Source organism: Nostoc sp. UIC 10630 (assembly GCF_010747425.1).
In the GTDB taxonomy this organism is placed as follows: domain Bacteria; phylum Cyanobacteriota; class Cyanobacteriia; order Cyanobacteriales; family Nostocaceae; genus Nostoc.
The window spans coordinates 1-13842 of record NZ_JAAGOG010000049.1 but is presented as its reverse complement, the minus strand read 5'-3'; the positions used below and the strand labels follow the sequence as shown (position 1 = coordinate 13842).

General features: G+C 37.9%; 6 protein-coding genes. 3 read left to right on the top strand and 3 right to left on the bottom strand.

All coding sequences use genetic code 11. The features are described from left to right. Positions 1 to 35 precede the first annotated feature (35 nt). Positions 36 to 569, top strand: a complete 534-nt coding sequence (gene hoxE / locus G1O98_RS14225) for a bidirectional hydrogenase complex protein HoxE (RefSeq protein ID WP_163929405.1) — start codon at positions 36 to 38, stop codon at positions 567 to 569. Then, on the top strand, positions 556 to 2184 hold the full coding sequence (nuoF, locus tag G1O98_RS14220) for an NADH-quinone oxidoreductase subunit NuoF (RefSeq protein ID WP_163929404.1): 1629 nt from the start codon (positions 556 to 558) through the stop codon (positions 2182 to 2184). Before hoxE ends, nuoF begins: the two co-directional genes overlap by 14 nt. A gap of 210 nt (positions 2185 to 2394) precedes the next feature. Here the strand turns inward: nuoF and G1O98_RS14215 are convergent, their stop codons facing one another. From G1O98_RS14215 to G1O98_RS14205, 3 genes are all read right to left on the bottom strand, one after another. Next, positions 2395 to 7731, bottom strand: a complete 5337-nt coding sequence (locus tag G1O98_RS14215) for an ATP-binding sensor histidine kinase (protein ID WP_163929403.1) — start codon at positions 7729 to 7731, stop codon at positions 2395 to 2397. A 205-nt stretch (positions 7732 to 7936) separates the two neighbouring features. Further along, complete coding sequence (locus G1O98_RS14210) at positions 7937 to 10246, bottom strand: NAD(P)-binding protein (RefSeq protein ID WP_163929402.1); 2310 nt, start codon at positions 10244 to 10246, stop codon at positions 7937 to 7939. A 168-nt stretch (positions 10247 to 10414) separates the two neighbouring features. Then, positions 10415 to 11701 carry a hypothetical protein gene (locus tag G1O98_RS14205; protein WP_243458438.1) on the bottom strand — a complete coding sequence of 429 codons (1287 nt, stop codon included), beginning with the start codon at positions 11699 to 11701 and terminating at the stop codon, positions 10415 to 10417. Between the two features lie 939 nt (positions 11702 to 12640). On the opposite strand from G1O98_RS14205, the gene G1O98_RS14200 reads away from it, so the two are divergent. Then, complete coding sequence (locus G1O98_RS14200) at positions 12641 to 13519, top strand: alpha/beta hydrolase (protein ID WP_163929401.1); 879 nt, start codon at positions 12641 to 12643, stop codon at positions 13517 to 13519. Positions 13520 to 13842 lie beyond the last annotated feature (323 nt).

Genomic DNA, 13842 nt, shown 5'->3' with positions numbered 1-13842 from the left:
CTCATAATATCCTGAAGAGAGGAGAGGCTCAAAGGATGAATTCAATATCTGGTGTTAAAAGTAACAACACAACAAAAATATCTTCTATAACTCACGGTGATAAGCGCTTTAAAATGCTGGAAGCAACGATCAAACGCCACCAGTATGAACAGGATGCACTGATTGAAATATTGCATAAAGCGCAGGAACTTTTTGGCTATTTAGAAAACGATATATTAATTTACATTGCTCATAGTCTCAAACTGCCACCTAGTCGAGTTTATGGTGTTGCCACGTTCTACCATTTGTTTTCACTTGCACCTAGTGGCGTGCATACCTGTGTGGTGTGTATGGGTACAGCTTGTTACGTCAAAGGCGCTCCAGCTATCCTGGCAAACGTAGAAAAGTCTACTCACATTCACGCTGGTGAAACCTCAGCAGATGGTCAAATTTCACTGTTAACAGCAAGATGTCTGGGTGCTTGTGGAATTGCGCCTGCTGTAGTTTTGGATGGCACTGTTTTAGGCAATCAAACTGCTGAATCAGTCCTTGAGGGCATCAAAGGATGGTTGCAAGATGGATCTACCTGAATTAATTGAAATTTCCGAAAAAGAACGTGCTTTAGAGAAACCTGTACAAATTCGTTGTTGTGTTGCAGCTGGTTGCCTATCTGCCAATTCACAAGCCGTCAAACAGCGTTTGGAAGAGGCTGTTATAGCAGAAAATTTGGCAGAAACAGTAGAAGTTCGTGGCGTTGGTTGTATGCGTTTGTGCTGTAAAGGCCCATTAGTACAGGTTCGGAAAAACACCGAACCAGAAAGTCTAGGTAAGCTTTATGAGAAAGTTACACCTGGTGATGCCTCCTCAATTATCACTGCTCTCAATGGAGGAGAAACAACAGTTCAACAAGGTGATTTAACTCATCCATTTTTTACTGCTCAGATGCCGATTGTTTTAGAAAACAGTGGCAAAATCGACCCAGAACGCATTCAATCTTATATTGCTACCAAAGGTTATCAAGCGCTTTACCATGTCTTACGGGAGATGACACCCAACGCAGTAGTAGATGCGATTACCCGCAGTGGTTTACGGGGACGTGGTGGTGCTGGTTATCCTACAGGTTTAAAATGGGCAACAGTTGCGAAAGCAAAAAGTAGCGAACAAAGCGATCGCAAATTCGTAATTTGTAACGCCGATGAGGGAGATCCGGGGGCATTTATGGATCGCAGCGTCTTAGAAAGCGATCCTCATCGCGTTTTGGAAGGAATGGCGATCGCAGCATATTCTGTAGGCGCAAATCAAGGCTACATCTACATTCGGGCAGAATATCCCATCGCTATCAATCGTCTGCAAACTGCCATTCGTCAAGCCCAACGCCTTGGCATCTTGGGCACTCAAATTTTCAACTCTCGATTTGATTTTAAGATTGATATTCGTATCGGTGCTGGGGCTTATGTTTGTGGTGAAGAAACTGCTTTAATGGCTTCTATTGAAGGTAAACGCGGCACTCCTCATCCCCGTCCGCCCTACCCTGCGGAGTCTGGTTTATGGGGTCATCCTACTTTAATTAATAACGTTGAAACCTACGCCAATATTGCACCCATTATTCGCAAAGGTGCTGACTGGTTCGCCAGCATTGGTACCGAAAAGAGTAAAGGCACAAAGGTTTTTGCATTGGCAGGCAAAATCCGTAACACAGGTTTGATAGAAGTGCCGATGGGAACTTCATTAAAGCAGATTGTGGAAACAATGGGCGGTGGCGTACCAGATGGCGGTGTGGTAAAAGCAGTACAAACTGGCGGCCCTTCCGGGGGATGTATCCCAGCAACAGCTTTTGATAGTCCGGTAGATTATGAATCACTCACTCAATTGGGTTCGATGATGGGTTCCGGCGGCATGATTGTCATGGATGAAACTACCAATATGGTGGATGTCGCCCGCTTTTTCATGGAATTTTGTATGGATGAATCGTGTGGTAAGTGCATTCCCTGTCGGGTAGGAACGGTGCAGTTGTATCGGTTGTTAACAAAGATGAGTGAAGGTAAAGCATCTCTTGCTGACTTGGAATTGTTGGAAGAACTATGCGACATGGTGAAGCATACTAGTTTGTGTGGTCTTGGTCAGTCTGCACCCAATCCGGTATTTAGTACCTTACGTTATTTTCGTGATGAGTATTTGGCTTTGATCGACAAACCCATTACTTAAACTGTATGCGGTAGCATCAGTATTAGGAGGATGTCACTTTAACAATATGTGTGCGTCTGCAAAGGATTTACAGCAGTTTTGGCGTTGCTGATTAGATATATAAATCTTGGTGTAGAGACGTTGCATTGCAAGGTCTCTACAAGGGTTTTGAAATCACGCAAAATCATTTTCATACCTGAATTCAGCAACGCTGGGTTATTTTATGCTAGATTACCGCTTTTGCCGACAGGGAATTTGAATAATAAACTCTGCACCCTGTCCAGGTGCTGAAATGCACTCTATTGTCCCGTGATGTTTGTCTACTACAATTTGATAAGTGATTGATAATCCTAAACCAGTACCTTGTCCCACAGGTTTAGTAGTGAAAAAAGGATCAAATATTTTTTGTCTGATATTATCACTCATACCAACCCCATCATCCCTAATGAAAATAGCGACTAAATCAGGATTCACTAGTTGGGTACGAATAGCGATCGCACTACAATCACTCTGAATTTCCTCTGCTGTTTTTCCCTGATTTGACCTTTCTAAAGCATCAATCGCATTATTCAGAATATTCATAAATACCTGATTGAGTTGCCCAGCATAACATTCCACATTTGGCAACTCACTATAATTTTTGATAATCTCAATTGCAGGCTTACCTGGTTTGGCTTGAAGACGGCTTTGCAAAATTAGTAACGTACTCTCAATTCCCTGATGAATGTTAACAGGTTTCATATCAGCCTCATCTAAGCGAGAGAAATTACGCAATGTCAGCACAATTTCTCGAATGCGTTGCGTGCCAATTTTCATCGAAGATAAAGTTTTAGGAATATCTTCTTTAATAAAATCAATATCAATATTCTCTAAAAACTCTTCAATCTCTGGTGCGACATTGGGGTAGATATTTTGATAAATATTAATTAAACTAAGTAAATCCTGTGTGTAATTATTAATGTGATCTAAATTGCCATGAATAAAGCTTACAGGGTTATTAATTTCATGAGCAATACCAGCAATCATTTGACCCAAACTGGACATTTTTTCTGTTTGAATAAGTTGAGCTTGAGCTAATTTTAATTCATGCAATGTTTGATTTAATCGCACATTCTTTTCATTTAACGCCCTCGTTCTTTCCTCAATTTTTTCCTCTAAATTTGCGTAGAGTCGGGCATTTTCTAAGGAAATAGCTGCTTGCGAAAATAGTATTTTCAATACTTGTATTCTATCTGACGTAAATGCTCCCACTGTTAAATTATTCTCTAAGTAAAGTAACCCAATTACTTTGCCTTGATTCACAATAGAAGTACACATAAGAGATTTTATACGATGCTCAATAATGTATGGGTCTATCGTAAAACTTCCTTCACTACTGGCATCAGATAAAACCACATCTTTTTTTGTTCTTGTGACATAATTAATCACAGATACAGGTAATTTCTGACCATTTTCGACTGGTATTGATTGACCAACAGTTAAATCATCTTGGTCTACATCTGCTTGAGCTTCAATAAATAATTTTCCTCCTTTCTCTAGAAGCAATATACCAGTTTGAGCGCCAGCATTCTCAATTACAATTGTCATTAATTTTTCTAGCAAACTTTCCAATAAAATTACTTCTGACAAAGCTTGCGATGCTTTAATAACTGTAATAAAATCTAGTCCGCTTGACTTTTCATTAGCAGTAGAAGTAGTAATAGTATTACTTGTAAAACCTAGTTTAGAGTGAGTGGAAACCTTAGCAATTAATTCTGGGTATTTTGATTCCAGATCCTTAAATTTAGCACTTGCTCCCCAACGGCGATAACCATAATGTGCCTTTTTCATGTATAGTGAGGCAAATTCATTTCTTCCTAGACTGAGATAAAATTCTGCTGCACATTCATAAGCTAGCGCCTCTTCATGAATATATCCAAAATTATGAGCGCCTTGAATGGCGCGATCGTAGTGTTCCATTGCCACTAACACTTGACCTAAAAATCGTGCTTTTTCTGCCTCTACTAGATCGTACTTGTGCTGATTATTTACAGGTGCATGATCTGCCCATTCTTTTAATTGTTTTTGATTTTGTTCTACTATCTCTATATTAGCTTTTGTATCTGTTTGAGAATTAGTCTTTAAAAAGAAGGCCAACACTGCCAGAGAATAATAAAATTTATATTCACATAGATAAACAGTACCACTAACAGCAACTTCATACTGTTGTGCTAATTGAGCATTTTTAACAGACTGGCTATAATCTTTAAAGAAATAACTCAAAATGCTTTTGGCAAGATAACTATAAAAGATAGCTGTAATATTTCCTGCCATTCTCTGCATTATGGATTCATTAAAACTATCACCTTCTAAGTAAGATTCATTATCAGTCCCTTGAACTAGTTCGATTACCATTTGTTTTAAAATAAGCAAACAAATGGTAAAATGCTCTTGTTTTATTTTGTGTGCTAAATTAATATATTGTTCTAGTCTTTGTTCAACAATCTCTAAGTTTTCTCCAATCCAAAAAGGATGCCAACAAACTAATAGTCCATTGTAACCCACATACTCAATATCACCTGTATCTAAACCACTTTGAACACCATCTTGTAAAGGTTCTATAGTTGCTTTAATATGCTCTTTCCAATGCCTAACAAAAATATTAAAGAGTGCATAAACTTTAGATTTGATTTCTCTAGCATTGAATTTATCTAAAATCTGCAAAGATAATTTACCAAATCTATAACCTGATTCAATCTCCCTAAGAGGCCCACATAAAATTAGCCCATAAAAACCATAGGCATAAGCTGCAAAAGATGAATTGCCATACTGCACACATAAATCAACCATCGTAAAAGCAATCAGTGGTAAAAGTGCAGGATCTGCTAAATAAGCGGGAGGCATAGCTGTCATTAGTATCCTCATAGCAGCTAGCTTATGAGCATCAGTCATTTCTGGCAGATTGACTAATTCTTCAACTTTTAACTCTGCTGGTGGAGTTTTAGATAAAGAAACTCCCAGCATCTCTAAAACCTGCAAATCTAAATCTAATGCTTCTCGCATTTGATTTTGAGCAACATAAAACTGAATTTTCTTCTCATATACTTTAACAGCATCAAGAATAGTTTTACTATTACTTGTAACACTGATAAATAATGCTTCTGCTTGCTCAAAATTTGTATTTAAATACTCTGCTTCTACGGTTTCCACATGGAGCTTAAGAGCTAATTCATAATGGTTTTGCCAACAATCGACTGTAAGTAAACTTAGACCTTGCCTCAGAAACTTTACAGCAGATTCGTAAGCAGCAGAATCCTTTGCTTTCTGTCCAGAAATAAGATTTAACTTAGCTACTTTATATCTTTCTTCTGGAGAGGTAATCAATTCAATACCGATATTTAATTGGTTAACAATATCGAAGATTCTTTCTTCTAGTAAACTTTTGTCTATATTCTTTAATAGCAGTCTACCAATATTTAAATGAATCTCCTTTTTCTGCTCATCGGGTATCAAAGCATAAGCAGCTTGTTGCACGCGATCGTGAAGAAATTTATAATCAATTACAAAAATTTCAACATAATCTAATAGATGTGGTAGTTTATAATTATCGCTTAAAGGTAGAATTAAACCAGCTTGTAATGCTTCCCAAATCTCTAAAGCTGTGTCATTATGAGATTTTTCGTTAACACAAGAAAGTATATTTAAATTAAATCGATTGCCAATACAGGCAGCTATTTTTAAAATATTTTGTGTAGTATCTTTGAGCTTTTGAATTTTACCTATCATCAATTCAACAACATTCTCAGTAATTTCTAGCGTCTGAATGTGCTGAATGTCCCATTGCCATTGACCAGTGAGAAAATCAAATACAAGTAAATTTTCTTGATGAATAAATTTGAGTAATTGATTGATAAAAAATGGATTGCCAGCAGTTTTATTGAAAATCAATTTTGCTAATTCTTTGGAGTTCTCTAAACTAGATTTTAGAGTGTCGCTAACTAATTGACAAACATGAGTAATTTTTAGATTTTGACAGTGAATAATCTGGACAGAGCTACTATTTTTTTCAATTTCCTGCAAAACTAACATTAAAGAATGACTAGCATCAACTTCATTATCTCGATAAGCTCCTATGAGCAATAAATATTGAATTTCAGTATCTGTAGTTAATAACTGAATTAATTTTAATGAAGCTAAATCAGCCCATTGTAAATCATCTAAAAATACAACTAATGGATGTTCTTTTTGAGCAAACACATTGATAAACTTTTGAAAAACCAAGTTAAAGCGATTCTGTGCTTCTGCTGAAGCTAGTTGTGGGACTTCTGTTTGTTTACCAATAATCAGTTCTAGTTCAGGAATGACATCAATAATAATTTGAGCATTCGGAACTAAAGCCTCTAAAAGTTTTTCTTTCCAAGTAGATAATTGTGCTTCACTTTCTGTCAGTAATTGCTGTATTAACTCTTGAAATGCTTGAATCAGGGAAGCATAAGGAATATTGCGCTGAAATTGCTCAAATTTACCAGCAATAAAATAGCCTCTGTTTTTGATAACAGGTTTATGAATTTCGTTAACTAATGCTGATTTACCAATACCTGAGTAACCTGCAATCAATATTAATTCTTTATTTCCTTGATTAACTTTTTCAAAAGCATTCATTAAGATATATATTTCTGCTTCTCGTCCATACAACTTTTCGGGAATTTGCAGTTGGCTAGAATGATCCTGCTGGCCAATAGAAAAGTTGGTTATAGAGTTAGTTTGCTCTAATTGATCGAGACAAGTTTCTAAATCCGCTTTAATCCCAAAAGCACTTTGATATCTTCCCTCAGCAGTTTTACTGAGTAATTTCATAATAATTGCAGAAATTACTTGAGGGATTTGTGGATTTAATTGTTCTACTGCTATGGGTTGTTTAGCAATATGACAATGAACTAACTCCATTGGATCGGTTGCTGAGAATGGTAACTGACCTGTGAGCATTTCATAAAAAGTTACACCCAAGGAATAAAAGTCTGTACGGTAATCAACTGACCGATTCATTCTTCCCGTTTGCTCTGGAGACATATAGGCTAGAGTTCCTTCAAGCATATCAGGATTACTGAGTTTGGGTTTCTCTTGAAAAAGCAATGATGAGATAGAAAAATCAATGATTTTAACTTGACAGGTTGCTAAATTAACAATAATATTTTGTGGTTTAATATCTTTATGGATAATATAACTTTGGTGTAATTCACCTAAAGCTTGAGTAATTTGAATGCCTATATTGAGAAAATTTCGTAACTCAATTTTTTCTGCCTGGATAGTTTTGTAGAGAGAAATGCCATCAAAATTTTCTAAAACAATAGCAAAACCATTGTTGTATTTTTCTAAACTATGAGCTTGAATAACTCCTGAGATATCTAATTTTTTGATTAGCCCATATTCATGTTTGAAGGCTGCTATATCTCTTGGCTCAGGGTATTCTGTTTTTAAAAGCTTAATAACTACTATTTGACCATCTTGATTTCTCCTAGCTCGATAAACAGCAGTTTTTATCCCCTCATCAATTAATTCTATAATTTGGTAATTTGATAATGTAATCATTGGTAATACTAATATTTGAATAGCATTTCAAAGTTTTAACTAACGATCTTATTATTCAGAGAATAATAAATACATTTTTAAAGTCCATTGTACAACAAACTTTAAAAATGTATCGGCTTACAAAATAGTCTAGGTTTTAGAAACCTCAATAATCCTAAATTCTGTTGAATTTGTCAAAATACTCCTGATTAATTTGAATATACCCTTATAACCAAGAATCCCACTCACCAATAATTTCTTTGGTGTATTTTATATGGAAGCATTGGTTGAGAATAGCTCGTGTTGCTTGCATTGCAGACATGACTGTAGCTTCCACACAACCGGAATTGTAACCGTTGTTAATCCAATCGCCAGCTAAATAAAGGTTATCAAACCCAGATTCATCAGTTTTGAGCCGATGCTTGCTACTTCCAGGTACAGACAGTACATATCGTTCTGATGGGTTAATGTTAACTCGCCAGTATTGAGCTTTAAAGCGTTCTACTCCCTGACGGTTTTGAAAATCTATTAGTAAATCCCAATTCAAACCTTGGGGATTTTTTGGCTGAGTAGCATCAGGCCAAAGCTGGCCGATGTGATTGTTGAGGAAGTTAATTGCTTCTTGTTCTACCTTTTTTTGGGCTTTAGCTGGAAAATCATAAGCTGTGTGGGGAGGAATCCCTGGATCTGGAATTACACCGGTGAAATAAGCTGCATTGTAAGGATAATGATCGGAAGGCCAATTTTCTCGTTGTACTAACTCGCTCATATCTGCATAGACATCGAGTGGTTCAACGTAAGCTCCTAGCACAGGGCTAGATTGTTGCCATCCTAATTGCGATAAGGTAGGCTTAAGCCATATTTGCCCCCCTTGAGTAGTTACTGTCTTGACTTGCATTAACATATCGCTCCATTTTTGGTGAGCCGGATTTTTTTTAGCATGGAGCAATTCACTGCAAATGGAGGGTAGGGCGGCTATAGAAATTCCTAACAACACAATATCAAAATCATTGCCTTTGGTGAGGGTAATTTTGTCTACATTCTGCCAAGGTGTCCAATATGACTCAAGGTTAATTTCTTGGTCTTGGAGTTTTTGGGCTTCTTCATCGACAATCTGATCGTAAAGAGGTTCACTAGGCCAACAACGAATGTCTTTAACTGTGATAAGTGGTTGATATTCTTGCTTTGGGTTTTTTAAATTTACTTGACGAGCCAAAGTTATACTGGCAATTGATTGCTGATTTTGATCCAAATGCAACTGCTTGACAACATGGAAGAACTTGAATTTGACACCGCGACGCTTTAGCACTTCATATAGTGGAGTGATGACTACCTCTGCCATCCCTGATTGCATTTTCCACATGATTGCGCCATTATATTTGAACAAGATAGTGGTGAGGACACGAATAGCTGTTCCGGCTGCTAGTTGGGGTTTATCGGTATTACCTTCTGGAAAACCATACACTAAATCGTATAAGACGCGAATAAATGCTGATTTAACGCTTGATTCTCTAGCCCCGTGTTTTAGTAGCCAGTCTCTGTAGTTGTACTCATCTAAACTATCTAGGGAACGAAAATGAATTATCTCATCCACAAACAAACCCCGGATGTTTGCTAATGCTAAATCGATGAGTGTTAAACGCCAAAACATATCAGGGTTTTGCCCAATCTTAGATTCTATCTGACAGATTAACTGTTCTTTAAAGCGGTCTATGAGCTTAAGAATTAACTGATGATGTTCGCGTCTGTGAGTCTTGGTATTTCTGGGCAGTGATTTAGCTAGGTTGTAGGCAAGATTTAAGAATACTTTTTCAGAAGTAAAATCTAGATTTTGAAGGATATTACTAATAAATTGGTTGATATTGTTCAGCCATCCTCCCCAAAACATGGGTTGTTGGAGAAATAACTGAATCAACTGGCTAGGAAACTGTAAGAGACTACTATCTGATAAACATTCCATTACCTCTTTACCTAATGCTATTTGTTTGGCAACAGATGTTGAAGAACTTTTGGTAGACTTTGACTGACTATAATCTTCAATTACTGTGTAAGTCTGAATGACGAATTCAATGGTTGTGCAGATATGTTCCCAAAGGGAAGAAATGCCGCCACCTTCCCAAGGAACTAGAGAATTGGTAGGAAAATCAAAAGGCAGAGTTTTCCAATTTTTATTGATGTATTCTTCTAGGACGATGAGACTGTGGGGTTTGAATGCATCTTCTATGGTGCTAAAAGGCCCGTTACCACCTAATTCGTCGTAGCATTGCTTGAGTAGACGAAAAGCGTTTTCGTAGAATCCAAAAAAAATGTGCAGTCCGTGCTCTTCGATGCGATAGTCTGGTTCAGAATTGGGTGTATGGGGTTTGATGTTGCGTCCAGTTGCACATTTACCACCCAAACGCCAACCTGTTTGATAAATAGTAATATCGTAGAGACTATCCCACCCTGGTTGACTGGTTAATTCATAAGCAGTGGTTAGGGATGATATTCCACCGCCTAAAATAGCGATTTTTTTGGGCTTCAAGGTTTCAGACATATTTGTTTTTCCTGATAGATGCGAGTTTAGAAAGTTGGGGCGACTAGAAATTTGGGCGACTAGAAGTCGCAGCTACACAGACAAAACCTGCCTTCGCAGGTTAGTAAACCATTGATTTTGCATTAGATGGACTTTGCTTGTGTAGTAGGAAATTATATTTGCCCAATGCTAATTTTTCTGTGGTGCTTGCCAAACGGCTTTCCCATCTTTGAGGGTGAAGTCGAAGTGCAACACGAAACCAAGTTTTACGGGGATAGTTATGGATTCGCTACCTGCGGGATAACCTTTGTGTAGTCCTAAGTCTTGGACGATTGGTTGACTAGCGAAATTATTGATTTTTAGTTGAAATTGATCGCCAAAGAGTTTTCCGCCATAGAAAGTTTGTAGCTGCATGGGGGATTCAATCAGTGCTTGATAGCAGGCTTTTTTGCTGTTTTCTACGTCGCGGATTTGTTTGAGGGTAACGAGAGGGACGATTTTTTCTAGGAGATATTCGAGGAGATTGAAGGGTAACTGTAAGCCAGGAATCAGAATTTCGTTATTGTCAAATAATAAACTAGCGATCGCTCTTGCTGCTTCCTCAAAGGTGTCCCATGTCTTGATGGCTTGATTCTCTCCTGTATTGACGCGTTGAACTTCCAGCAGGCGAGCATCTATAGATTGGCTGGTAGGAGAAAATTCTTTAAATACTAAGGTGTCTACAGTAAATAAATCCGGTTCTTGATTTAATTCAGGGATCTGAAATAGGCCAAGTTCTTTAAAGAAGCCATAGACTTCTCTACCCGAAACTAGGATGGGAGAATTATTCACGTACACGTAAGGCATAAACCAAGCTAGGCGTTCGGCTATAAATAAAGGCCCGACTCTTTTACCTACCACTGTCAACATCCAAAAGATGGCTTCTTCTTCATGCACAGTTCCTTTGTCATAGTCGGGAGGATAGATGGAACTTAAAGAATCTATCTTGTTAAACGTTAGGACGAGATAGTTCATCGCTGGGCGATATTCAATCTCTCCGTTATTGGGATCGTTCAGATATTTATCACACACCTCTTGCAACTTCGCCATTGAACCCTCAACGACAAAGCCGTACATTTTTGTCCCTTTGATTTCATAGGGTTGGTTAAAAGCCTGTCCATCTGCCCGTTCTATATATTTGGGATATGGTGATTTGTCACCACCTCCGCAAAAGTAATTTTTGAAAAAACTATTCATATCTTGTTCCATATTTTTGCCTTTTACTGCTAAATCTTGGAACAATTGATCCGGCTTTTGTTGCATCCGGGTAAAGTAATTCGTGAGTTTTTGGGGCTCTTGAAGTAGGGCCGTAAATTCACTAACAGCACCTAAAGCCGTATGGAAACTTGTTTGCATTGTCTGCAAAGGGTTGTTGGGGTTCATCGTATTTTGGGTAAGTGGCTTGGTTTTTTTATACCAGTCTAGTTGCCTAATCATATATACAGAGAGATGAGAATATTAGATACCTCTCTGTTTCTGTCCTATTGTGTCAAAGGAGTTTTAATTTGTCCTTATTAAAATTAGAAATTTTGAAAAAATGCTTAAAAATGCTTATATAAGTGCATTTTAAGCTTTTCTCTGGTTCAGGGACGCTGTGTCATATACTTCTCTGGTGCCCAGTTCAACCGTTTAAGCAACATGAATTAACCTCTTTAGTTTGTCTTGCTCCAGCTAAACATTGCTCAGGTAGAGGTTTCCACCATAATTACCGCAAGAAGTAAATCAATATATTCTAATAATTTGATGTTAACTTTACAAAGGTCAGAAAATAGTGAAATTTTATTCAAGAATAAAATTTAAACTTGCGTAATAGGACGTAGAAGCAGTAAATTGCTCAAAAGACTTACACCGAAATTGTACTGAATTATTTACCTTTTGTATCTTATTGATTTGTGTGAATACATGTTTTAAATCCTTTAGGAAGATCCTATGCAATCAAGTAATGTAATGCGTGGTGTAAAGGTTTTGCCTTCTGTACTATCACTTACTTTTTATGATAAATATTCCAGTAATATCATAGGCTATTTTTCACATCACAGTTCATCTAATCGGCTAGTGATTCTACTGACTAATTTAAAGCAACGTAAGACTTTAGAAGGAATTAATTCATTCAAAAATTTAGTTGGAGAAGAATTCAGAAGTCAGAATTAAGACGCGACGCTGCGCGAACGAATACTCGCTACCACTTTGCTATCGTAAACTCGCTCTAAGCGTACTCCTGCAAAGAAGCAAGCTACGCATAGCGTCTCTAATTGCTATGCCGCAGGCTTTAGGCGGCTCTTCAGTTCAGGAGTCAGAATGGGCTAAACCCTAGCTATCCGCTAACAGAATGAATTCGTTTTGATTAAAATCACTTGCCCTAAACCAGAAAACTCAATGCTGTATCAAAATTTTCAAACTCAAGCCGAGCTAGATTACCAGTACAATCCCAGTGAACTAGGTCTTGATATACCTGGATACATGAATTTGTATGCCGCAAACAGTGCTAAGGTGCGTGAAAAACTGCGCTGTCATCTAAATGTTTTTTTTGGTTCTACCGTAGCCGAACATCTAGATATTTTTCCTGCAACGCAACCACAAGCACCAATTTTGATATTTATCCACGGTGGCTATTGGATAATGTCCGACAGTAAAGATTTTAGCTTTGTCGCCCAAGGTCTTGTAGCTGCCAATGTTACAGTGGTGGTAGTCAACTATGCCTTGTGTCCCAAAGTAACCATTGATGAGATTGTCCGCCAAAATCGTTCAGCGATCGCCTGGATTTATAATAATGCAGAAAGCTTTGGTGCAGACCCGAATCGCATCCATGTAGCTGGTCACTCAGCCGGTGGTCACTTAACTGCGATGCTCATGGCTACAGACTGGAAAAACGACTATGGGCTACCAGATGACATCATTAAAGGTGGTTGTGCTATTAGCGGTTTGTTTGATTTGATGCCATTTCCCTACACTTGGCTACAACCCAAAATACAATTTACTTGGGGTGAAGTTCTTCGCAATAGTCCTATCCGCCATCTTCCTGAAAAAGCTGGTTCTCTACTTGTAACTTATGGCGGCAAAGAGACTTCAGAGTTTGAACGACAATCGCTAGATTTTCTGGCTGCATGGAAAGAAAAAGAATTACCTGGTGAATATTTACCACAGCCTGATGAAAACCACTTTACGATCGTGAATGGTTTTTTAGATAGTGACAGTCCATTGTGTACGGCTATTTTGAGACAAATAATGGTATTGGAAAAGGAACCCAATTTTTGAAGCTTTAGTTTCTTCTAATACTACAGTAAAGCAATTATTTTTATCTTTTAAGAGCATCGGGATGAGGGGGCTAGCACTGCAATCTTTAAAGTACTGCAACAAATATAATTGTCATCATCAATCCCTGTGGTTAGGGATTAATCTAGCGATCGCTCATACGGAACCGCGATCGCTTTTCTAATGAATCAAGCCGCGATTGCACTACTTTACAAATCCCGCGCAACCGAACCTACTAGTTCGCCAAGTGAACTTGGCGGGGTAAAGGGTAAAGGGGAAGGGGGAAAGGTTTCAAATCCCTTACCCCTTACCCCTGCCCCTTATCC